Origin of the sequence: Leisingera sp. S232 (assembly GCF_049800895.1) — a bacterium.
Lineage (GTDB): Bacteria > Pseudomonadota > Alphaproteobacteria > Rhodobacterales > Rhodobacteraceae > Leisingera.
On sequence record NZ_JBNAFX010000019.1, the window covers coordinates 23,132 to 46,474 of the forward strand.

General features: G+C 64.1%; 17 protein-coding genes. 5 read left to right on the forward strand and 12 right to left on the reverse strand.

The features are described from left to right. Positions 1-12: 12 nt before the first annotated feature. From idi to ACP151_RS12655, 11 genes are all read right to left on the reverse strand, one after another. On the reverse strand, positions 13-555 hold the full coding sequence (gene idi / locus ACP151_RS12605) for an isopentenyl-diphosphate Delta-isomerase (protein WP_424979254.1): 543 nt from the start codon (positions 553-555) through the stop codon (positions 13-15). Positions 556-708: 153 nt separating this feature from the next. Next, entirely contained in the window at positions 709-1,182 is a 474-nt protein-coding gene (locus ACP151_RS12610; protein WP_424979255.1) for a c-type cytochrome, read from the reverse strand. A gap of 109 nt (positions 1,183-1,291) precedes the next feature. Further along, a complete protein-coding gene (locus ACP151_RS12615; protein ID WP_424979256.1) occupies positions 1,292-2,314 on the reverse strand; it encodes a P1 family peptidase in 1,023 nt (340 codons plus the stop codon). 84 nt (positions 2,315-2,398) lie between these two features. Continuing rightward, positions 2,399-2,752: a cupin domain-containing protein gene (locus ACP151_RS12620; protein WP_424979257.1), complete on the reverse strand. Its 354-nt coding sequence runs from the start codon at positions 2,750-2,752 to the stop codon at positions 2,399-2,401. Next, complete coding sequence (locus ACP151_RS12625) at positions 2,749-3,495, reverse strand: SDR family oxidoreductase (RefSeq protein ID WP_424979258.1); 747 nt, start codon at positions 3,493-3,495, stop codon at positions 2,749-2,751. The genes ACP151_RS12620 and ACP151_RS12625 overlap by 4 nt, the downstream gene beginning before the upstream one ends. Before the next feature lie 63 nt (positions 3,496-3,558). Next, entirely contained in the window at positions 3,559-3,978 is a 420-nt protein-coding gene (gene arfB / locus ACP151_RS12630) for an alternative ribosome rescue aminoacyl-tRNA hydrolase ArfB (protein ID WP_424979259.1), read from the reverse strand. 264 nt (positions 3,979-4,242) lie between these two features. After that, positions 4,243-4,878 carry a queuosine precursor transporter gene (locus ACP151_RS12635; RefSeq protein ID WP_424979260.1) on the reverse strand — a complete coding sequence of 212 codons (636 nt, stop codon included), beginning with the start codon at positions 4,876-4,878 and terminating at the stop codon, positions 4,243-4,245. A 198-nt stretch (positions 4,879-5,076) separates the two neighbouring features. Further along, positions 5,077-5,988, reverse strand: a complete 912-nt coding sequence (locus tag ACP151_RS12640) for an esterase-like activity of phytase family protein (RefSeq protein ID WP_424979261.1) — start codon at positions 5,986-5,988, stop codon at positions 5,077-5,079. Next, a complete protein-coding gene (mepA, locus tag ACP151_RS12645; protein WP_424979262.1) occupies positions 5,961-6,830 on the reverse strand; it encodes a penicillin-insensitive murein endopeptidase in 870 nt (289 codons plus the stop codon). The genes ACP151_RS12640 and mepA overlap by 28 nt, the downstream gene beginning before the upstream one ends. After that, positions 6,827-8,191 carry an MFS transporter gene (locus ACP151_RS12650; RefSeq protein WP_424979263.1) on the reverse strand — a complete coding sequence of 455 codons (1,365 nt, stop codon included), beginning with the start codon at positions 8,189-8,191 and terminating at the stop codon, positions 6,827-6,829. The genes mepA and ACP151_RS12650 overlap by 4 nt, the downstream gene beginning before the upstream one ends. A 50-nt stretch (positions 8,192-8,241) precedes the next feature. Further along, positions 8,242-8,790, reverse strand: coding sequence for an acyl-CoA thioesterase (locus ACP151_RS12655; protein WP_424979264.1), 549 nt, complete (start codon positions 8,788-8,790; stop codon positions 8,242-8,244). A 135-nt stretch (positions 8,791-8,925) separates the two neighbouring features. Here ACP151_RS12655 and ACP151_RS12660 point away from each other — a divergent pair, with 135 nt between their 5' ends. The 3 genes from ACP151_RS12660 to yaaA all read left to right on the forward strand — a co-directional run bounded on the left by ACP151_RS12660 (position 8,926) and on the right by yaaA (position 12,267). Continuing rightward, positions 8,926-9,213: a YggT family protein gene (locus ACP151_RS12660; protein WP_424979265.1), complete on the forward strand. Its 288-nt coding sequence runs from the start codon at positions 8,926-8,928 to the stop codon at positions 9,211-9,213. 201 nt (positions 9,214-9,414) lie between these two features. After that, positions 9,415-11,472 (forward strand): DNA helicase RecQ, encoded by a 2,058-nt coding sequence (gene recQ, locus ACP151_RS12665; RefSeq protein WP_424979266.1) that lies wholly within the window; start codon positions 9,415-9,417, stop codon positions 11,470-11,472. Between the two features lie 30 nt (positions 11,473-11,502). Beyond that, positions 11,503-12,267: a peroxide stress protein YaaA gene (yaaA, locus tag ACP151_RS12670; RefSeq protein WP_424979267.1), complete on the forward strand. Its 765-nt coding sequence runs from the start codon at positions 11,503-11,505 to the stop codon at positions 12,265-12,267. A 348-nt stretch (positions 12,268-12,615) separates the two neighbouring features. Here the strand turns inward: yaaA and ACP151_RS12675 are convergent, their stop codons facing one another. Beyond that, positions 12,616-14,904, reverse strand: coding sequence for an ATP-binding protein (locus ACP151_RS12675; RefSeq protein ID WP_424979268.1), 2,289 nt, complete (start codon positions 14,902-14,904; stop codon positions 12,616-12,618). A 151-nt stretch (positions 14,905-15,055) separates the two neighbouring features. On the opposite strand from ACP151_RS12675, the gene ACP151_RS12680 reads away from it, so the two are divergent. Both ACP151_RS12680 and pbpC read left to right on the forward strand, forming a co-directional pair. After that, positions 15,056-20,503 (forward strand): alpha-2-macroglobulin family protein, encoded by a 5,448-nt coding sequence (locus ACP151_RS12680; RefSeq protein WP_424979269.1) that lies wholly within the window; start codon positions 15,056-15,058, stop codon positions 20,501-20,503. A gap of 62 nt (positions 20,504-20,565) precedes the next feature. Continuing rightward, positions 20,566-22,647: a penicillin-binding protein 1C gene (gene pbpC, locus ACP151_RS12685; RefSeq protein ID WP_424979270.1), complete on the forward strand. Its 2,082-nt coding sequence runs from the start codon at positions 20,566-20,568 to the stop codon at positions 22,645-22,647. Positions 22,648-23,343: the final 696 nt, after the last annotated feature.

Genomic DNA, 23,343 nt, shown 5'->3' on the forward strand with positions numbered 1-23,343 from the left:
CGGTTGCCGGGCTCAGCTTCTGCCGGCGATGATCAGGTCAGGGCCAAAAATGACATCGGCGTAATTGTGCAGATAGATCTTGAGCCAGGGGGTGAACCGTTCTGGATGGCGCTGCACTTCGGCCAGCAGGTCATGGTAGTCGACCCAGCGGGTCTCCATCACCTCGTCCGGGTTCGGAGTTATATTGGGTGCGCGATGCGCATGGGCCAGAAACACATCCACCGCCTCATGCTCAATCAGCCCGTTGCCGACGTCGGCACGGTATTCCAGGTGATGCCGGAATTCGGGGTAGAGGCCAGTCAGGCCCAGCTCTTCGTTCATCCGCCGCACCGCGCAGGCCGAAGGCTGCTCATCCCACATCGGATGGGTGCAGCAGGTGTTCGCCCAGAGGCCCGGGGTGTGGTATTTTCCCATCGCGCGCCGCTGCATCAGGATTTCCACGCCTTTCACCACAAAGACGGAGACCGCCTTGTGCTTCAATCCGCGTTCATGTGCGGCAAGCTTGTCAACCGGTGTCAAATTGCCGTTCACCCAGGCGGGAATCAGATGGCTCATACTGTATCCGTGACGGTCGTGAATGCTGCGGCATGCCGCAATTGGAAACCTTTGGCAACCACCGCTAGCCTCTGATGTGCGGGAAAGCAATTACGCGAAAAGCCGCGGCGAAAATGCCGCGGTCTTGCTGTGGGTCCTGCAAATGGCGCGCTGTTACTCAGATGCGGCTTCAGTTGCTTCCGCCGCTGCTTCCTCGGCTGCCGGTTCTTCAGCCGGGGCTGGACCGTGGCTGGCCAGGAAGGCATAGATATCCTCGCCGCCTTTTTTCAGGCGGAAAGACATTTTCGACTTCGCCTTGGAGTTTCCGGTTTCCGCCTGCAGGAACTTCTTGGGGTCGGCGGCAAAGGCGATGAAACTCTCTTCGTTCCAAACCAGCCCCGCTTCGCCGGCGGCAAGCAGATCAGCGCTGTATTTGAAGCCGTCGACTGCGCCTGCTGCACGGCCGGCAAGGCCCCACAGGTTCGGGCCGGTCCTGCCGCCCTTGACGATAACATCGCCGGTATCCGAGGTGACGGTGTGGCAGGATTTGCACTTGTTGAACCCTTTCTCGCCCTTGGCCGGATCGCCTTCGGCAAAGGCGGGGGCTGCGAGGAGGCCGACAAAGGCGGCGGTCACAAGACGTTTCATATTGCTTGCTCCAGTATTGAGTTGGCAGGTGTAACTCATGGTTCAATAGCATCTGGTGTCAACCGGCAGTTTGACGCGCGTCAAAGTTCTGGCAGGAAGCCGCAGCGCGTCAGCGGGGGCGCCAACAGGGCAACAGATCGCCGGGTTCCGGCCGGGCGTGATAGATGGCGCGGGCAATGGCGCGGGTCAGGCACAGCGACGCTGCATGTCCGATCTGCGCCAATTCCTGTTCAGGGGTGTCCAGCTGGCGGCTGCCGCTGCTGGCGGCAAAAACCAGATCTCCGTCTCCGGGGGTATGGGCCGGAACAATGGCGCGGCCGATGCCATCATGTCCGGCAATTGCTATCCGTTGGCATTGTGCCTTGCTGAGTGCCGCATCGGTGGCCACGATGGCAATGGTGGTGTTGGCCCGTTCCGGTGGCAGCGATGCGCCGCCCAGTTTTTGAATCGCGGCGATCTTGCGGCTTTGCAGGTTGCGGCCCAGCCCGGCAGCCCCATCCGGTCCGATCGCGCCGAACTCATCGCCAATTTCAAACGGCGCGGCCCAGAAATGCCGCTCACCCGGGGTGGTAACGGCGCCCAGCGGATTGGCCGCAACCAGGGCACCCACGGTGGCGCCATTTTCCAGCACCAGCGAGGCAGATCCCAACCCGCCTTTCAGCATGGCGGTAGTGGCGCCGGTGCCGGCGCCTTCAGTGCCCAACGCAAAATCCGGGCCTGCCGCCTCGAACGCCACGCGGCCAAGGGCGCGGTATGGGTTCTTTGCCCAGCCCTTGTCTCCGCCGTTCAGCAGGTCAAACAGGATTGCGCCGGGCACCAGCGGCACCCGCACCGGGCCGACCGGAAAGCCGCGGCCCGCGTCATGCAGCCCGTCCATCACCCCGGAGCAGGCATCCAGCCCGAAAGCAGAGCCGCCGGACAGGACAAGGGCATCAATCTTTGCCGCCGATTTGTCCGGCGCCAGCAGATCGGTCTCCCGGGTGCCGGGCGCGCCGCCCATCACATGCACCGAAGCGGTAAAGGGTTTGTTCGCGGTCAGCACCGTGGTGCCGGATTTCAGCACTGCATCCTGCGCATTGCCGACAAGAATGCCCGGCACATCGGTGATCAGGTTTCTGGGGCCGGGATGCATGGGAAGCAATCCTTTTCCTGTTTGATGCGCGCTGGCGCGCGCGGCCTCCGGCGGGAGTATTTGAAGAAAGATGAAAAGGCGGGGTCAGATCCGCGGCTTTGGTGCGGCGGTTGCTGCGTCTCCTGTGTTCGGCTCACCCTTCGGTTCAATCAGCAGTACCTTGCATTCCTGTTCGGCGCGGGGGCGGTGGCTGACGCCTTTGGGGACCACGAATAATTCACCGGCACGCACGAGCCGGGGCGGCTCTCCTGCGATATCCATCACCATCTCCCCTTCGAGCACCAGAAAGAAATCATCGGTGTCCGGGTGGCTGTGAAAGGGAAATTCTCCCTGAAACTTCACCACCATCACGTCGTTTCCATTGTATTCCGCCACCACATGCGGATCCCAATGGCTGTCAAACATCGCCAGTTTCTCTGCCAGGTTCACGGGTCTCATATGCAGCGGCCTCCGTCCACTTCCATGGCAACGCCAGTGACCATGCTGGCCTCGTCCGAACACAGGAAACAGGCAACATTGCCCATGTCCTCTGGCGTGGAAAACCGGCCGATCGGGATGGTCGACAGGAACTTGGCGCGCACTTCCGGGGTGTCCTCGCCCATAAAGGTTTTCAGCAGCGGCGTTTCCCCGGCGACCGGGTTGATCGCATTGACCCGCACGCCGTGTGGCGCCAGTTCCACCGCCATGGTCTTGGTGGCGGTGATCATCCAGCCCTTGGAGGCATTGTACCAGTTGAGGTTGGGGCGTGGCGAGACGCCTGCGGTGGAGGCGACATTGAGGATCGCGCCCGCCCTGTTTGCTTTCATGTGGGGCACCAGGGCGCGGGCGGTCAGGTAGACGGATTTGACGTTCACCCCCAGCACGCGATCGAAATCCGCCTCGCTGATCTCCTCCAGAGGACTGGGCAGATGGGTGACGCCTGCGTTGTTCACAAGGATATCCAGCTGGCCGAATGCGGCCAGCGCCGCCTCTGCCATTGCGTTGACCGAAGTGCCATCCGATACATCGACGGTCTGCGCAATCGCCTTGCTGCCCAGCTCTGCTGCCATCGCCTCTGCCACGGCGCCGTTGATATCGGCAATCATCACTCGGGCGCCTTCTGCCAGGAACTTGCGCGTGATGCCTGCGCCAAAGCCTGAGGCGCCGCCGGTCACAATGGCGGTCTTTCCGTCCAGCCGCATGATTTCCCTCCCGTCCTGTTTGGTGTCAGCATGGGCCGGGCAGAAGCACTGCGCAATCCCAGTTCAATCAGGGTCGATCTTACCGCGCGTCGCTTTCAGGTCGCCGCGCTGTTTCTTGGCGTCGAGCCGCCGCCTGACCGAGCCTCGGGTGGGTTTGGTGGCAATGCGCCGTTTGGGGGCCACCAGCGCCTTGCGCACAAGCTCCGCCAGCCGTTCGTGCACAATCTCGCGGTTTCTTTGCTGCGAGCGGGTTTCGTCGCATTGCAGGATGATGGCGCCTTCTTTGGTCCAGCGCCGTCCTGCCAGCCGTTTCAGCCGCGATTTGACCGCAGGCGTCAAGGCTGGCGAGCGGGCGGCCTCGAACCGCAGTTCAACGGCGGTCGCCACCTTGTTCACATTCTGCCCGCCTGGACCCGAAGCGCGGATGAAGCTTTCGGTTATTTCCCAGTCCTGCAGGGTAATTTGTTCGTTGATGCGGATCATGGATGCAGCGGATTAAGGAAGGCCGTCTTAAAATCGAAAGGGCTGTTCCACACGCGGGGAACAGCCCTTCGAGATGATAGGAGGTGCACCGGTTAGGTCAGCACCAATTCAGTGATCTATACGCGCCAAGGGCTGCCTCGGCCGCACATCTTCTGAACTGTTCCGGCACTGCTCTCCATAGCTTCTCTAGACAATGGGCACCTCCTTTCTGAATGTTTCGTGTGAACTCAGCCTGCCACAGATTCGGTTAATGTCAAAACAAAATCATGTGGTCTTTACGGAGAGCTTACGCACGATGATGCGGAAGGGCACAAGCGCAAGCAATGCAAGCGCCAGTTTCACCAGCCAATCGGCAAATGCCAGCGAGACCCAGTAAGGCATCACAGGGCCCTGTCCGATCAGCGGCAGCATATCCCCTGCCCAAGACACATCATTTGCCGGTTCGATCCAGGTCAGTGAGAGGGAAAAGGCGACGGTAAAGAAGATCGCGGTATCCACCGAGGAGCCGATCAGGGTCGAAGCCAGCGGCGCCCGCCACCACGCACCGTCGCGCAGGGCTGAGAAAATGGCGACATCCAGCATCTGTGCGGTCAGGAACGCCAGGCCAGAGCCGAGTGCGATGCGCAGCGTCACTGCAGGATAGGTGAAGCCATCGCCCTCGAGCATGATTTGGGTGCCGATGAGCGAGCAGACCACGCCGGTTGTGAAACCGGCTGCCACCACCTTGCGTGCGGCACCTGCGCCGTAGACGCGGTTCATCACATCGGTGACGAGGAAGGCCACCGGATAGGTGAAGGCGCCCCAGGTCAGCCAGTTTCCGAACAGGAACTGAACCAGGACGTTGGAGGCAACAACGACGGCGGCCATGGCAAGAATGCCGGGAATATTCGTGCGGGTCATGCGCGGGATCCGTTTTTGCGGGGCTGCGAGGGGCAGGCCCGCAGCAGGATTGATCGGCCTCTTTATCCCGGCATTGGCCACCTGGCAAGGATCCGGGGCTGGCCCTGAGGGCGGGAGGCTCCCGCCCGCGCCGGGTGCCTTCGCAGAAGGCGCCCTTGCGGTTGGGCATGGCGCCGCTGCGCGGCGCGGGTGCGGATGTCAGCGGGGCAGGGCGTATTCGACCAGTTCCGTGCGTTGCAGCGACAGGAAATTGTCATCCGACACCATGGTGGCGCGCAGGCCGCCGCTATCGTCGGTCCAGACCGACAACCCTTCCAGATTGTCATGGGTGCCTGGCCCGGTTTGCAGCAAGATGGTTTCATTTGCGGGACCGTCAGGGGTGATGTCCCAGCGGCGCAGCCGGGTGCGAAAGCCGAGCAGGGTCAGGTCGCGTTCCAGCAGGTAGAACCGCCCGGAGGGGCCGAAATCCGCGTCCACCGGCAGAAAGCCACCGCGTGGCGGCAGGCTGAAGGGGCGGGACCAGCGCCGTCCATTCCAGCGCCAGACCGGGATTTGCCCGTCTTTGTCATAGGCACGCTCGGGCAGTGTGTAGAGCCGGCTGCGGGCGTCGATCGCCAGGGTCTCCAGCGACTTGTTGCGGGGCAGCTTGCGGAACGCCTTGGGCCGCGGCAGCACTTTGGCGCGGCCGTCAGGTCGGTGGTAACGGGCCACCCGCGCAGAGCCTTCAAAGGAGATGTAGCGGCTGCCATCCGGGGCGATGGCCAGGCCCTCGCTGTCGCTTGCAAACCCGGTCAATGTCTTGCCGGTTGAGGCGCGCAACCCATGCGCAGTATGCGCAGTCACCCCGGAAATCCGGCCTTGATTGCGCTGGATGCTGGTGGTGACCAAAGTGGCCCTGTCGCTGAGCACCACCATGGCGCGGCCGCCATCGGTGATCTTCAGCGCCGAAAAGCCGCCGAACCAGGGCTGTTTCACGGTCCAGGTGTAACTGCCCAGATACTGCGCCTTGTCTTGCGCCGGCTGCGGACGGCTGGCCGCATAGCCCGCTGCCGCCAGGCCGGCGGCTGCGGCGGCTGCCAGGATCAGTTTGATTGCAGAACAGCGGCGCATTGCTTGGGCAGGTCCGAAAGGGTGTAGTCCCGCCGTGGTTTAGGCTTTGGCGCGTTCGGGTCAACCGGTTTTGGCGGCGGCGGGTTCAGAATGTCGTTGACCCAGCGCTGGGCATCGGCGCAGCCGTCACCGCGCGGCGGCGGGTCCTGATCAACACAGCCGCGGGCGCCGCGCGGGCAGCTGAGCCGCACATGGAAATGATAGTGATGGCCCCACCAGGGCCGGATCTTGCGCAGCCACTTACGGCTGCCCTTCTCGTCGTTGCACATCTGCACCTTGGCGCCGGGAAAGACGAAGATCCGTGCCACCCGCTTGTCCTGCGCCGCGGCTTTCAGGATTTCGTGGTGCGCCTTGGTCCAGCTGCTGTTCACATAGGCGCCTTTGGCCCGGCGCATGGAGATCGAAGAGATGTTTTCGCGTGCGCTGCGGCTGAGGTTCAGCCGGTCGGGCGGGCGCATCCAGATGTCGATGTCCAGGCCGATCTGATGGCTGCGGTGGCCCGACAGCATCGGCCCGCCGCGTGGCTGGCTGATATCCCCGATGTAAAGCCCTTTCCAGCCGCGCTGTTTCGCGGCCACGCGGCTTAGGTCCTTGACGAAATCGATTGCCGCAGGATGGCCCCAGTTGCGGTTGCGGCTGAGCCGCATCGCCTGCCAGGTGGGGCCGGTCTCCGGCAACTGTTCTGCGCCGGCCACGCAGCCCTTGGCATAGGAGCCGAACGGTGCCGGTTTCTGCTGCGAGGCGCTGGGTTTGGCTCCGAACAGCGCCTTGGCGGGGGTTTGCGCGCTTGCCGGGACAGCCAGTCCCGCAACCGCCAGACAGATGGCAAGTAACAGTCTCAACCCTGATCTCCTTCTCCTTGAACCCAGAATAACAGTACCAATCCGATCAGAAACAGGCCGATGACCGGGGTGATCCCCAGCCGGGCGCTGCCGGTGACAGTTGTTGCAACGCCGATCAGCATCGGCGCCAGAAACGCGGTGGCGCGGCCCGAAAGCCCATACAGCCCAAAGCTCTCGGTTGCTTTGGCAGGGTCGGTGTGGCGCACCATCAGTGTACGGCTTGTGGATTGCAGGATGCCGCCGAAGCCGCCGATCAGCACGCCGCAGCCAAAGAACACGGCGTCCGGCAGTGTCGAGCCTGCTGAAAGAGGAATGCCGTAGATTTGTTCGCGGGTCATGCTGACAATGGTCAGGCAGACAAAGCTCAGCACCAAGATAGAGATGATGATCACTGGTTTCGGCCCATGCCTGCGGTCTGCCTTGCCTCCAAGCCAGCAGAACAGGGTGGCTGCCAGGGCGGCCACAATGCCGAAGATGCCGATCAGGGTGATCTCCCAGCCTAGAACCAGCTTGGCATAGACGCCGCCAAATCCGTAAAGCCCATTCAGCGCGTCCCGGTACAGCATGGACGATCCCAGGTAACTTGCCAGGCTTACCCGGTTGCGCAGGTTTTTCACCGATTGAACGACCAGAGCCACCGCTTGCGCCACGGTGCCGCGCTGGCCGGTGGACCGCCCTTCGCGCACCCATAAGAAATAGGGGATCATGAAAACAGCGAACCACAGCGCGGTGAAGGGGCCGACGGCGCGGGTGCCTTCACGTGCCTCTGCATCCAGGCCGAACAGCGGGCTGAGGCCGACGAGCGTTTTGCCGCTGGCCTGCTCCACAAACAGCAGAAGCATGATGAACAAGGCTATCACACCGCCAAGGTAACCGAAGGCAAAGCCCGAGCCGGAGATCTCGCCTGCGTCATCCTTCCCCGTCAGCGACGGAAGCTGCGCGTTGACGAAGATCAGCGCGTATTCCGCGCCGATGAAACCCAGGCCAAAGCTGATCAGCATCCACCACAGGTTGCTGCCTGCAGGATCCATGAACCATAGCCCGCCTGCGCCCAGCACGTACATCAGGGAGAACAGGATGATCCATGGGCGCCGCCGTCCGGAGATATCAGCCAGCGCCCCCATGAACGGTGCGCCAAAGCCGATAATCAGGCCTGTGACCGTCAGGCACAGCGACCAGATGGTCTGGGCTTGGGCCTTGGCGGCCTCGCCCTCCATTCCCTGGCCCAGAAAGTAATCCGCCGCAACAGCCGCAAAGAAGGGGCTGAAGACAAAGGTGACCAGCAGCGTGTGATAGGGCTGGCTGGCCCAGTCAAAGAACCACCATCCCCAGATCCGCTTGCGCGTGGATATCTGCTGCATACCCGGCCTCTTGTTATAGTTGCCTTCAGGTATGGCAGGCGGGCAGGGGCCTAGGCAAGCCCGTCCTGCATCGGCGGCCAGGGCCGGCCGCTGTCCGCTTGGCACCAGTCCTGAATCCAGCCAGGCAGCTCGGGCGAGATATCCCCGCTGTACCCCAGCGCCTCCAGCACCTGTGCAGGCGGCACGATGCCGTTTCTGTCCGTCACCGCAGTGCGCAGCATCACATGGCTGGCGCAGTCGCCGTTCTTCTTCCACATGGATTGCTCGACATAGATGAATTTATCGTCCCAGCCCGCCGTGCGGCTGCGCATCTCGAATTTCTCAAATCCCCGGATACGGCGGCGGTAGCGCACAGAGGATCCCGCCACCGTCAGCCCCCAGCGCTGCTGTCGCAGCGCCTTGATCAGCCCCACCCGCTGCGCCAGCATTGTGCGCCCCAGATCATACAGGGTCATGGTGCGGCCGTTGTTCAGCTCCATCCACATGTCCAGATCCCAGGGCCAGCAGATATGGCTGGACACATGCATGCCGGTGATCTCCAGCCGCTGCATCCGGCTGGCCAGAACAGTATCCTTGATCAGTCGGACAATCGGGTACATCGGCGCGCGCTCCTTGTTCGCATGTGCCCGTGATGCCACCCGTTTACAGCACGTCAACCGCAACCTTGCGGAAGCCTTGCGCATTTCGCCGCGTCTGCTTACCTGTGTGGCTGTTCGAAAGAGGAAAGATAACAGATGGTCTCGCTGTTCCAAATCCTGATGCTGATCCTGGACATTGTCTGGTTCTTCATCATTGCCCATGTGATCATGAGCTGGCTGATCAATTTTCAGGTGCTGAACCTGCACCAGCAGCTGGTGGCGCAGATCTGGTACATGTTGAACCGGATTCTTGAACCGATCTATGCCCCGGTGCGCCGCATCATGCCGAATTTGGGCGGTATCGACCTGGCGCCACTGGCGGTGCTGATCGCCGTCTATGCGCTGCGCATCATCCTGGTGAACAACATCTCGGCGTTCTACTGATCGTTCGCCCGGCGTCATGCCGGGCAGCCCCCGTCCGCCCTTATGGGCGGGCGCTCGGCTTCTGTCTGTCGGCGGATGCTGCCCTCTCTGGCACGCGGACAGCCAGCCAGAAGCGTCGCGCTCCCCCTTGCCGCCCCATGCCTCCTGTGGGATTGTGCCTGCCAAAGAAGAGCAGCACTGACCACGAGGCCCTCCGCTCCCATGACGGATATGACCGCCCTCAGCGGCGCGACCCCTATTCTACGCGAGATCTTCGGTTTTGACGCCTTCCGCCCCGGGCAGGAGGAAATCGTCGACGCCGTGACCGCCGGGGAGAACGTGCTGGCGATCATGCCCACCGGCGGCGGCAAGTCGCTGTGCTTCCAGCTTCCTGCGCTGCTGCGCGATGGCATCACCGTGGTAATCTCTCCCCTCATTGCGCTGATGCGCGATCAGGTCCGCGCTTTGCAGGAGGCCGGCGTTAACGCAGGGGCTCTGACTTCCGGCAATACCGATGAAGAAACCGAAGCGGTCTGGGAAGCGATCGAGGCAGGCCGCCTGAAACTCCTCTATATGGCGCCTGAGCGGCTTGCCTCTGGTGCCGCCATGGGCATGCTGCGCCGCATCGGCGTCAGCCTGATTGCCGTGGATGAGGCCCATTGCGTCAGCCAATGGGGCCACGATTTTCGCCCCGACTACCTGCGCATCGGAGAGCTGCGCCGCGCCTTGGACGTGCCGCTCGCGGCCTTCACAGCCACAGCGGATCAGGAAACGCAGGAAGAAATCGTCCAGAAATTGTTCGACGGCGAAGCCCCCCGCAGCTTCCTGCGCGGCTTTGACCGGCCCAACATTCACCTCGCCTTTGGCGCCAAGGACAGCCCGCGACGTCAGATCCTGGAGTTCGCCGCGGCCCGCAAAGGTCAATCCGGCATCGTCTATTGCGGCACCCGCGCCAAGACGGAGGCCCTGTCTGGCGCCCTGCGCGAGGACGGTCATGCCGCCTGTTTCTATCACGGCGGCATGGACCCCGAGGACCGCCGCATCGTCGAGACGCGTTTCGCGCGCGAGGACGGGCTGATCGTGGTGGCCACGGTCGCCTTTGGCATGGGGATAGACAAGCCAGACATCCGCTGGGTCGCCCATGCGGACCTGCCCAAGTCGATTGAGGCCTATTATCAGGAAATCGGCCGCGCCGGCCGCGACGGAGCACCTGCGGAAACCCTCACCCTGTTCGGCCCCGACGACATCCGCCTGCGCCGCAGCCAGATCGACGAGGGCCTCGCGCCGCCGGAACGCCGCTCGGCAGATCATGCACGCTTGAATTCCCTGCTGGGTCTGGCCGAGGCGCTGCATTGCCGCCGCCAGAAACTGCTGGGCTATTTCGGCGAAGCGGCGGAACCTTGCGGCAATTGCGATCTGTGTGACACGCCTGCGGATGTGTTTGACGGCACCACCGCGGTCAGGAAGGCGCTGTCGGCAGTGCTGCGGACCGAGGAGTGGTTCGGCTCGGGTCATCTGATCGATATTCTGCTGGGGAATGAGACAGACCGGGTGCAGGCGCGCCGCCATGATCAATTGTCGGTTTTCGGCTGCGGCAAAGAATACAGCAAGCGCGAATGGCAGGCGGTGTTCCGGCAGATGATGGGGCACGACCTCTTGCGCCCGGATCCGGAACGCCACGGCGCGCTGCGCTTTACCGAAGCGGCGCAGCCTGTCTTGCGCGGCGAACAGCAGATCAGCTTGCGCAAGGACACCATCCGCAAGGCGGAACGCCGCCCGGCGGTAAAAGCGCTGGTCTCGGAAGAGGACGCGCCGCTTTTGTCGGCCTTGAAGGCCAAGCGCCGGGCGCTGGCAGAGGCGCAGAAAGTGCCGGCTTATGTGATCTTCCCCGACCGCACCCTGATCGAGATGGCGGAGGTGCGCCCGGAAACCCTCGACCAGATGGCCCGTATCAACGGTGTCGGGGCGAAGAAGCTGGAACGCTATGGCGACGATTTCCTGAGCGTGATCACCGGGGCGTCGGAACAAATCCACCCCATGCGCCGCAAACTGGCGGGCCGGGAGGCTGGCTCGGTCTATGACGCGCTGTTGGAAGTGCAGGCGCAGCTGGCGCGCGGGGACTGCGGCACCCTGAAGCCGCTCACCTGCTCGGCCTCGCTACTGGCCAAAGTGGCGCAGCTGCGCGAAGGCGACGCGGCGGGCATCACAAGACTGTTAGGAGAGCGCCGCGCCAAACGTTTCGCCCAGGCGTTTCTGGACGTCCTGCGCGGCGCGGGCTAGGGTCGCGCCAAGAATAGAAGGGGGCAGAACATGCTGGTAGTGACCTCTCCGGCCAAGAAGCTGGACTGGGCAGAGCGAGATCAGGAAATGACCTGGCCGCAATTGCACGACGACGCGGTGGAGCTGGCAGAAGTGGCCCGCACCCAATCGGTAGCGGATCTGATGAAGCTGATGCATATCAGCGAGGATTTGGCCAAGCTGAACCACGCCCGCTTTCAGGATTTTGCCGCCGACCCCCAAACTGACGCCACCCGCCCGGCCGCACTCGCCTTTGCCGGTGATACCTATCAGGGGCTGGAAGCGTCTTCGCTGGACGCCGAGGAGATGGCCTGGGCGCAGGATCACTTTCGCATCCTGTCTGGCCTCTATGGTGTGCTGCGCCCGCTGGATGCAATGCAGCCCTACCGGTTGGAGATGGGGTCACGCCTGCAAAATGCACGCGGCAAGAACCTTTATGCGTTCTGGGGCAGCCGGATTTCCGAAGCACTGAATGCCCAGGCTGCGGCCGTGGGGGCGGAGGTTCTGGTGAATTGTGCCAGTCAGGAATATTTCGGCGCGGTCGATCTGGCGGCGCTGAAGCCGCAGGTGATTACCCCGGTCTTTATGGAAGACAAGAACGGCACCCCCAAAGTGGTGAGTTTCTATGCCAAACGCGCCCGCGGCGCGATGGCCCGGTTTGTCATCCAGAACCGGTTGAGTGACGCTCAAAGTCTTTTGGACTTTGACACCGGCGGCTATGCTTATCAGCCGCAAATGTCGGAACCGGACAAACCTGTCTTTCTGCGCCACGCCTAAGGCAGAGAGCTCCCGCCAGCTCCGCCGCATTCCAAGGAATGCACCGTCACAGTTGGGCCCGGCAGCGCGCGTTTCGCGCTGCCCGGCCCCAGGCCGCCCCGAAGATGCGCCGGCGCCCCCGGGGGGTCTGCGGGCGCGGGAGAGCCTGGAGCGGATTTGGCCGACTGGCGGCCTGTATGCCGCAACTGCTTTGGGGGGGGGTGGCTGCGCTTGCGCCGCAGAGGTGCTTTCAGCAAGCGGGCAGACTTCAGACCGGGCGCGGCAGGGCAGAAAACTCTGGGGCGGTGCGGAATGAACGGGTCCTGAGTTTAGGCCGCCGCCATATGCCCGATAGCGAGCAAAAAAGGTTCAAGGTCCGCCCCCGGCGGCGGCCTGAGCGGGCGGGCTGTCTGGTTCCACTGGCTGAGTGTCGGCAGGCGCGTAGGTGCGGATCTGCTCGTGGATCAGCGCCTTGCGCAGCGGTTTGGTCAGGTAATGGTCCAATCCTGCGGCCAGGATACCGTCGGCATCACCGGCCATGGCGTGGGCTGTCAGTGCTACGATCTGCACATGGCCACCGGCTTCTTCCTCCAGTCTACGGATCTCTCCGGTGGCTTCCTTGCCGTCCATCATTGGCATTGAGATGTCCATGAAGATCAGGTCAGGCTGAAAACTCTTGAAGGCTTCCACGGCCTCCAGCCCGTTGCCGGCGAACTTCAGCTCGATATTCAGCGTCTTCACGATCTTGCTGAACACCAGCTGGTTGGTTTTGTTGTCTTCGGCGGCCAGAACCCGCATCCGGCGCAGACCCGAAGCTGCCGGGGCGGGGGGCAGCACCGGCGTTGCAGGGCCGGGCGCTGGAGGGTCAGCAGGAACTGCCGCGAGCGGTTCGTCGGGAGCCGCGGGCGGTGCGGGTACGGAAGTGGGCGCCTCACTGCCAAGGCGGGCCAGCTGTCTGAACAGTTCATCACGCGGCGCCGGGCTTTGCAGTACGCCGCTGACCAGCTGCCGGACATCGGAGCCGATCACCGTCTGAGGGTTGGAATTCAGGAGCAGCACCGGCACGTTGCCCCAGCCGCCGGACTTTAGATCGCGGGCCAGCTGCAAGCCGTCCAGGCCCGGCAGGCTGTGGCCGCTCAGCACAAGGCTGATGTCTTCTTGCATCGCGGCCAGTGCAGCGCTTGCGGTGCTGGCTGCGGTGACTTGAAGCCCCAGCATCGTCAAATGCTTTTGCAGGATCTCGCAGTTCAGCGGCACATCGTCGACCAGCAGAACATGGCGCAGGCCCTCGGGCAGCTTCTGCAGCGGCTGTTCCGCGGCGCCTGCAACCGGCAGCGGCAGGCGGAACCCGAAACAGGACCCCTTGCCCTCTTCGCTGTCGACCCAGATTTCGCCGCCCATCATCTCGATCAGCCGCTTGGAGATCGCCAGCCCCAGGCCGGTGCCCTCGAATTTGCGGTTGCGCTCGTCCTCAACCTGATTGAATTCGCCGAACACATGCTCCAGCTTCTCGGCGGGAATGCCGATGCCGGTGTCCTCAATGGTGACATGCACGGCGCATTGGCCGTCTTCCTGGGAGGTGATTCCGGTCACCCGCAGGGTCACATGGCCTTCTTTGGTGAATTTCACCGCATTGCCGGTCAGGTTGGTCAGCACCTGCCGGATCCGGCCGGGATCGCCAACAAAGCCCGTCGGCAGGAACAGGTCGTAATCCACCAGCAGCGCCAGGTTTTTGTCGCGTGCGGTGGGTTGCAGCAGCATGACCACCTCATGCAGGCTGCGTTCCAGGTCAAACTCCTGCGGATGCAGCTCCAGCTTGTCGGCCTCGATTTTGGAGTAGTCCAGAACATCATTAATGATGACCAGGAGCGCCTCGCCAGAGTTCTTGATGGTGCTGGCATAAAGCCGCTGCTCATCATCCAATTCGGAGTCATTCAGCAGTTCGGCCATGCCCACCACTCCGTTCATCGGCGTGCGGATCTCGTGGCTCATGTTGGCCAGAAAGGCAGATTTGGCGCGGTTCGCAGCCTCGGCCCGGGCACGGGCGTCCTGCAGTTCCTGCTCATAGCGCACGGTTGAGGTGATATCGAGCGCCAGCGAGACCATATCGCCGCCGTGGCCGCGCTGGTCGATCAGCCGCAGATATCGTTCGTCCCACAGCTGGACCACAAGCGGGTAGGGGGCGGGCGACATCCAGCGCTCACTCATCACTGCGCGCCAGGCGTCCGGCCCCATCTCTCCGGTGTTGATCAGCCCCTCATCGGCCAGCAGCTCCAGAATGCGTTCGTATGTGATGCCGGGGGTCACTTCCTCCAGCCCGTCGAAAATGTTCAGATAGGCGGTGTTGGCGCCGATCAGATGGCCTGCGGCGTCAAAGAAGGCAAATCCGTCCTGAAACGCCTGGATCGAATGCCACAGCCGCCGTTCGGCGGTTTCGATCTTCTCATTGGCGGTGTGAAGGTCGGATTTCACCTTTTCGTTTTCGTCGCGCACAGTGGCGACCTCGGCCTGTGTCTGACCGATCTGCTTGGTCAGCGCCAGCGCGTGGCGGCCCAGCTTGCGGTTGGCAGCGGACAATTCGGCCTGCTTCAGCTCAAGCAGCCGTTCCGCGGCGAGCCGTGCCCGCCGTTCCTCCGCCAGTTTGTCAGCAAGGCTCATCCCTGCAAAACTCCGCAAAACCAAAACACAAATAGGCGCGCAGCAGTTTCTGCGCGCGGGGCAGCTGCGCCGCTCCCCTTTGTTGTTACGCGGAGGAATCTTGCTATGACGTTAAGCCCGTGCCAGCCTGCCCTCAGTATTGGAGGGTGCCATGCCGCGTCTATTCGCTTTTGTTCTTCTGCAATTGTTTGCTTTTTCGTTGTTTCTGCCAGCTGCCTGGGCGCAGCACGCGGTTCCTGAGTTCCGCTATCTTTCTTATGCGGACACGGATTTCTACGGCTCCGATCTGCAGCCGCTGTTTGATACCGATGTTCAGTCTTGCGCCCGGGCCTGTTCAGCGCAGGCAGAGTGCGCAGGCTTTGTATTCAATCAGCGGGCCAATGCGTGTTTCCCTAAATCCGGGCTGGGACAGTCAAGCGCATATGCCGGCGCCTTGTCCGTATTGAAACAGCCTGTGGCCCCCGCGCTGGCAACGGCGGCGGTGGCCCGTGCCGCGCAACTGGATTTCCTGCCGGAGCAGGACCTGGACCGCGCTGCCGGCTTTGCCCGCAGCCTGGGGCTGGACTACCCCCTGACTGCCAATGACCCAGGCGAAGCCCGCGCCGCTGCCCGGTCTCTGCAGCGGAGCGGCGATTCCTTTGGTGCCCTGCGTTGGATGGCCCAGGCAGCAGTCCTGACCGATGAGGCTGCGGACTGGACAGAACTCTCTGGATTTTTGCGGCGTGCCGCCAAGGACAGCAGCAGCCGCAGTCAGCAGCGCCGGTACCGCACGCAGGCACATCATGCGGCGCTCAACGGTTACTTGCGGGCTGCGGCGCCGATGCAGCAGGCAGAGGCACTGGCTGCAGCGGCACAGGCGCAACAGGCATTGGGCCGCGGCCGCGCGATGCTGCCATTGCTGCGACTGGCGCAGGACATCGCGCCTGACGCCGCCCGTGCCGCGCAGCTGGAGGATGCAGTGGCAAAACATGGCTTCCGCGTCACGTCCAGCACAGTCGAGAGCAACAGCGCCGCGCCGCGCATCTGCGCGGAGTTCTCGGAGGATCTGGAACAGGCCGGTACGGATTACGAAAACTATGTGCGCCTGCCCGAGGCCGGTCTGGCCGTCACGGCACAGGGCCGTCAGCTGTGTCTGGACGGGGCGCAGCACGGCAAGCGCTACCGCCTGACACTGCGCCGGGGGTTGCCTGCTGCCAGCGGCGAGCAGCTGATCAAGGATGTGGAGCTGACCCACTATGTGCGTGACCGCGCGCCCAAGGTCCGCTTTCCGGGCCGCGCCTATGTGCTGCCTGCAGGCGGTGCGGCGGCATTGCCGGTCGAGACAGTGAACCTTCGCGAACTGGATCTGCGCCTGCGTCGGGTCAGCAGCCGCAACGTGCTGCGCACCCTGCAGGAGGGCTACTTCGCCAAGCCGCTCTCCCAATGGGAGGATGAGCATTTCGCCGCTGACATTGCCGAGGAAATCTGGACTGGCAATGCCGAAGTCGACACCGCAATCAATCAGGAAATGACCAGTCGTCTACCGCTGGATGAGGCTTTGAAGGGGCAGAAACCGGGTCTTTATGCCCTCACTGCGCGGGTGCCGGGCGCCGATCCTTATGAGAATGCCGGAAGCACCCAGTGGTTCGTCGTGACCGGTCTTGGTCTCAGCACCATGTCCGGCAGCGACGGGCTGCATGTGCAGGTGCAGGCTCTGGCAGATGCCAAGCCGCAGGAAGGTGCCGAGGTCCGCCTGATCTCTTCTGCCAATGAGGTGCTGGCAACCGCAGCCAGCGACGCCAGCGGGTATGTGCATTTTGCCTCCGGCCTCATCCGCGGTTCCGGCGGTGCGGCGCCGGCGCTGATCACTGCGCAGGCGGGGGAGGGCGACTTTACCTTCCTGCCCCTGAACGATGCCGCGTTTGACTTGTCGGACCGCGGCGTTGCCGGCCGCCCTGCGCCGGGACCGGTGGATGTGTTCCTGGCCACCACCCGTGGCGCTTTCCGTGCTGGCGAAACCATGCATGTGACTGCGCTGGCACGGGACAGCAAGGCGCAGGCGGTCAAGGGCCTGCCGCTCACGGCGATTCTTTTGCGCCCCGACGGGGTGGAATACACCCGCCAGACCTCTGCTGCAGATCACCAGGGCGGTCATGTCTTTGCGCTGCCCACCGGCCCCGCCGCCCCGCGCGGGACCTGGCGGATCGAGATCAAAAGCGACCTTAGCGCCCCGGCGCTGGCCAGCCGCCAAATCCTTGTGGAGGATTTTCTGCCCGAGCGCATCGACTTTACCCAGCAGGTCGCCAATGCAGACAGTCTCCGGCCCGGCACCGCCGCCCAGATCGGCCTGCAGGCCGACTATCTGTTCGGGGCGCCCGGCGCGGGCCTGAAGGTGGAAGGCAGCATCCGCCTCACTGCCGCCAGCATATTGGATCAGTGGCCAGGCTTCCGCTTTGGCCGTTATGATGAGCTGTCTTCGGCCCAGACCGAGTATTTCGGCAGCCAGGAAACCGGCGCAGACGGCAGCGCTGTCATTACGGCCAGCCTGCCTGCCGCTGCTCCGGCAGAAGGCAAGCCGCTGCTGGCCACCCTCACCACCCGCGTCACCGATGGCTCTGCCCGCCCGGTTGAGCGCGCGCTGGAGCTGCCGGTCCGCCCGGCAAGCCCGGTCCTTGGCATCAAACCCATGTTTGACGAGGTCGCGGCAGAAGGCTCCGAAGCAGGCTTTGAACTCATCGCCCTGTCACCGGATCTGGCAGCCATGCCGATGCGGGTCAAATGGACCCTGAACCGCGTCCAGACCCGCTATCAGTGGTATCAGCTTTACGGCAACTGGAACTGGGAGCCGGTGACCCGCCGCACCCGCATCGCCACCGGCGAGGCGCAGTTGGGCAGCGATCCCTTGCCGCTGTCGCAGCCTGTCGACTGGGGACGCTATGAACTGGTGGTGGAACGTCTTGACGGCACATATGTCTCTGCGGCTTATGACTTCTACGCCGGCTGGTACGCGCCTGAAGGCAGCTCTGAAACCCCGGCAAAGCTGGAGCTGTCACTGGACCGCGAAAAATACAGCCCCGGCGAAACCGCCCGCCTGCGCATCGTGCCGCAGGCCGCAGGCACCGCGCTGGTCTCTGTGGTCTCCAACCAGCTGATCCACCGCATGGCGGTCGAGGTTCCTGCCGGCGAAACCGTTATCCCACTGGACGTGACACAGGGCTGGGGCAGCGGCGCCTATGTGACCGCAACCGTGATCCAGCCGGTGGCAGGCGACCGGGGCCGCACCCCGCTGCGCGCACTGGGGCTGGCCCATGCCAGCGTCACTCAGTCCGGCCAGCAGCTTGAGGTTGCGATTGATGTTCCCGAAGTGGTCCGCCCGCGCGGCACCCAAACCGCCAAAATCCGCGTGGATGGCGCCGCACAGGGTGAGGAAATCTGGCTCACCGTCGCTGCTGTCGATCTCGGCATCCTCAACCTCACCGGTTTCACCAGCCCCGACCCCAGCGCGCATTACTATGGCCAGCGCCGTCTGGGCATGGAGCTGCGCGACGTTTACGGCCGTCTGATCGATCCGGGCAATGGCGCCATGGGCCGTATCCGCTCTGGCGGTGATGCGGACAGCGGCATGAAAATGCAATCGCCGCCGCCCACTCAGGATCTTGTGGCGCTGTTTTCCGGCCCTTTGCAGGTTGACGCAAACGGAGAGGCCGCATTCCCGATGACGCTCCCCGCTTTCAACGGCACTGTGCGGCTGATGGCCGTTGCCTGGTCGGGCCAGGCCGTAGGCCAGGCCGAAGCCGACATGCTGGTGCGCGACCCGGTGGTGGTCACTGCCACCCTGCCACGCTTCCTGGCGCCGGGTGATCAAAGCCGTGCCCGCATCGAAATCGTGCATGCCGACGGCTCTGCCGGAGACATGCAGCTGACGGCCGCCACCGCAGGCGGTCTGACACTGGGCAGCTTGCCTGCTTCCGTCACATTGGCGGAGCAGGGCAAGGCAGTGCTGGAATTGCCTCTTACAGCTCAAACTGTCGGCGACCATGAGCTGACCCTCACCCTCACCACGCCCGACGGGCAGGAGCTGCGGCAAAACTTGCGGATGCCGGTGCGCGCCAATGATCCGGTGACGTCCCAGACGCGCCGCTTCACCTTGGCGGCCGGCGACACCTTCCTGTTCAGCAAGGACGTCTTTACCGGCCTGCTCCCCGGCACTGCCCGTGCCACCATCTCCTCTGGCCCGCTGGCGAAATTCGACGTGCCGGGCCTCTTGGCAGAGCTGGACCAATACCCCTACGGCTGCACCGAACAGGTGACCTCCAAGGCGCTGCCGCTCCTGTATCTCAGCAGTGTCGCCCAAGCTGCAGGGCTGGGCAACGGCCCGGCAGTGGATGCCCGTATCAATGCTGCAATCCGCAAGGTGTTGACCCGGCAGGCCCCCTCGGGTGCCTTCGGTCTCTGGCGGGCGGACAGCGGCGAGTTCTGGCTGGATGCCTATGCCAGCGATTTCCTCAGCCGCGCCCGCGCGCAAGGCTATCAGGTGCCGCAGCAGGCCTTTGCCCAGGCGATGGACAACCTGCGCAACCGCATCAACTATGCCCCTGATTTCGACATCGGCGGCGAGGAGATCGCCTATGCCCTGCTGGTGCTGGCGCGCGAAGGCGCCGCCCAGATGGGCGACCTGCGCTATTATGCCGACGTCAAGGGCGAAGGTTTTGCCACCCCCCTTGCCGCTGCCCAGCTGGGCGCTGCCCTTGCGGCCTATGGCGACCAGCGCCGCGCTGACCGGATGTTTGCCCGCGCCGCGCAGATGATCACCTCTGAGACGCAGGGCGAGGCCCGCCTCTGGCGCGCGGATTTTGGCACCCGCCTGCGTGACACCGCAGGCGTTCTGGCGCTGGCAGCGGAAGCGGGGTCCGAGGCCGTGGACCGTACCAGCCTGTCGGCGCGGCTCTCGCAAGTGTCCGGCTCCCGCTCCACCCAAGAGTCCGCCTGGACCCTGATGGCCGCTCATGCGCTGGCGCAGAACCCGGAAGACTCAGGTCTGCTTGTCAATGGCCAGCCCGTCCAGGGGCCGTTTGTCCAGGCGGCTGACGGTCGGGACATGCCGGAAATCGCCCTGACCGCTGCCAATGGCCGGACTGCTGAGATCACCCTCACCACGCTTGGCGTGCCCGAGGTTCCGCCGGCCGCGGGCGGCTTTGGTTACACCATTGAACGCAGCTACTTCACGCTGGAAGGCCAGCCACTGGAGGTCCAGTCTGTGCAGGCGGGCGCACGTTTTGTCGCGGTCCTGCGGGTGAAACCACATGAAAAGACCGGCGCCCGGCTGATGGTCAACGACCCGCTGCCTGCAGGGTTTGAGATCGACAACCCCAACCTCCTGCGGTCGGGCGACCTGCGCGATCTCGACTGGCTGAACCCGGCTGAGGCCGAACACGCGGAATTCCGCAGCGACCGCTTTCTGGCAGCAGTGAATATGCGCGATGCCTCGCAGGTGACGCTGGCCTATGTGGTCCGCGCGGTGACGCCCGGCGTGTTCCACCATCCGGCAGCCTCGGTTGAGGACATGTACCGTCCGGCCTACCGCGCCCGCACCAGCACGGGGCGCGTGGCAGTCAGGTGAAACGCTGGCTGACCAAAGCTAAGGGCAGCGCCCGAACCTGGGTGGGTGCAAAGCGCCCTCCCATGGGGAGGGTCGGGCGCTGCGCGGCCTATCGGCCAGGCAGGAAGTGGAAACGAAGCGCTTTGGCCCTAGCGGTCCTGATTGCGGTGACATTCGCAATTTATCGCGCCTTCGACGTTTGGATCGACCGCACAGATCTCCCGCTCACCCTCACGGAAACCTCCACCGAAGTCCTTGATCGCAATGGTAAGCTCTTGCGTGCCTACCCTGTGGGCAACGGCCTCTGGCGCCTCGCCGTCCAGCCCGCCGACGTCGATCCGCGCTTCCTGCAGATGCTCTTGCGCTACGAGGACAAACGTTTCCGCTCCCATGCCGGCGTCGATCCCATCGCCCTCCTGCGCGCTGTGGGTCAGGCGCTGTGGCATGGTCGGGCGGTGTCCGGCGGCTCCACTCTCACCATGCAGGTGGCGCGCCTGTTGGAGGACGGCACCACTGGCCGCTGGGCCGGCAAGCTGCGCCAGATGCGGGTGGCACTGGCGCTGGAACGCCGCCTCAGCAAGGAGGAAATCCTCACCCTCTACCTGACCCACGCCCCCTATGGTGGCGCGGCTGAGGGCATTCGCGCGGCCGCTTACAGCTGGTTCGGCAAGGAACCGAGACGCTTGACCCCGGCAGAGGCCGCTTTGCTGGTTGCCCTGCCGCAATCCCCCGAACGCCGCCGTCCCGACCGTTTCCCGCAGGCGGCCAATGAGAGCCGCAACCGTGTGCTGGCCCGGATGCTACGTCAGGGCCTTCTGAGCGAAGAACAGGCAGAGGCAGCCCGCCGCACTCCGCTGCCGCACCGCATGGCCGCCTTCCCGCGGCTTGCACCACATCTGGCGGACCGGGTCACGGCACAGCACCCCGGCAAACGCCAGCTGCAGCTGACACTTGACGGCGCTGTGCAATCCCGGATGCAGCAGCTTCTGGCCGGGGCCGCCCGTCGTACCGGCCCGCATCTTTCCGCCGCGCTCATCGCCGCCGATCACCAGTCCGGTGAGGTGCTGGCAATGGTCGGCTCCCCCGGGTATTCCAATGCAGAACGGCGCGGCTTTGTCGACATGACCCAGGCCATCCGGTCGCCTGGTTCCACCCTGAAGCCACTGATTTATGGCCTTGCCTTTGATCAGGGGCTGGCACATCCGGAAACCCTGATCCACGACGGTCCGGTCAACTTCGCAGGCTACGCACCGCAGAATTTCGACGGTGAATTCCGCGGCGACATAACAATGCGCGAGGCGCTGCAGCTTTCGCTCAACATCCCGGTGGTGAAGCTGACGCAGGAGCTTGGCCCGGCGCGTGTGATGGCCTCCCTGCGTGCCAGCGGAGCCAGCCCGGACCTGCCCGGTGGCGCGCCGGGGTTGGCGCTGTCGCTCGGCGGTCTTGGTATCAATCTGCAGGACATGGTGCAGCTTTATGCTGGGCTGGCGGCGGGCGGGCAGGGGCCGGAACTGCGCATGATACAAGCGGAGGCGCCTGCGCCTGCCGGCCGCCTTACCTCAGCCGAGGCCGCGTGGCAGGTCGCAGATGTTCTGCGCGGACTGCCGGTGCCTTCTGGCGCGCGGGCGGGGACCATTGCCTATAAAACCGGCACGTCCTACGGCCACCGCGATGCCTGGGCTATCGGCTGGGACGGGCGCCATGTGATCGGGGTCTGGATGGGCCGCGCCGACGGCACGCCGGTGCCCGGCATCTTTGGCGGCGATCTGGCCGCACCGGTGCTGTTTGAGGCCTTCGGCCGCCTGAAACCCGCCCTGGACCCGTTGCCGCCGCCGCCGCCCGCCACGCTCATCGTTAGCTCCGCCGAATTGCCTCCGCCCTTGCAGCGCTTCCGCCCCCGCGACGCGGCCTTCTCGGATACTGCGGGCGCGCCAGAGCTGATCTTTCCGCCCGACGGCGCCCGGTTGGCGCTGGCAGGCGCCGCCCTGACGCTGAAACTGCGCGGAGGCACTGCGCCCTTCCTGGTGATGGCCAATGGCCTGCCGGTTCTCATCGACCAGCGGCGGCGTGAGTTCTCGCTGCCCAGCCCTGGCCCTGGCTTCTCCTCGCTGGTGGTTGTCGATGGCATGGGACGCTCTGACCGGGTGAACCTGCGGATAGATTGATCCCGGCGCAAACGCTGTTACCCGGCAGCAGCACAGAGGACACGCACTGTTCTCAGGCCAAACGTGCCACTGCGCATAAACGCTTTGGCGCCGTGGAGCCGGTGCAAGGTCTGCCGTTCCGGAGTAAGATGCTCGAAGATGGCGCCTTGCTGGATATGGCTTGGGGCACACTCCAGATGGTGGAGACCGATTGGGTGCTGATGGTCGCGGCTGAAAGCATCACCACCGCCGCCACGCCAAAGAAGGCGTGGTTCATATCTCAGCCAACCGCCCAATCTTTGCCCCCGGATCTGACACTTGCCAAGGGCCAGCCCTGCAGCGCAGAGACCATCGCTGCAATGGATATCGGCATGCGGCGGACGGAGAGCTGGTTCAGGCCCGGATCCCAATGTGCTGGGCAACCCGGTCAATGCGGTCCTGTGGTTTCGTTCCAAAGGTTTGGAGTTTAAACCGGGCGCCCTGATCTTGGTCAGGGACTTTGGTCTTCTGTTCCAGTCGCGGGCAGGCAAGGGCGGGGGCTGCGTGACTTACGAAGGGCTGCCCGGAGCTCCGGCGGTTCCGCTGGTCTTCAAGGAATTTTCCACAGCCGCCTAGTTAAGGTGTTTCGCTTCGGGCTTTGCCCGAAGCGACCCGCGGCGCGCCGGGGGGGCGGGGGGGGGGGCCACCCCCAACGCGGTGGCGGACAGGCCCCGGCGG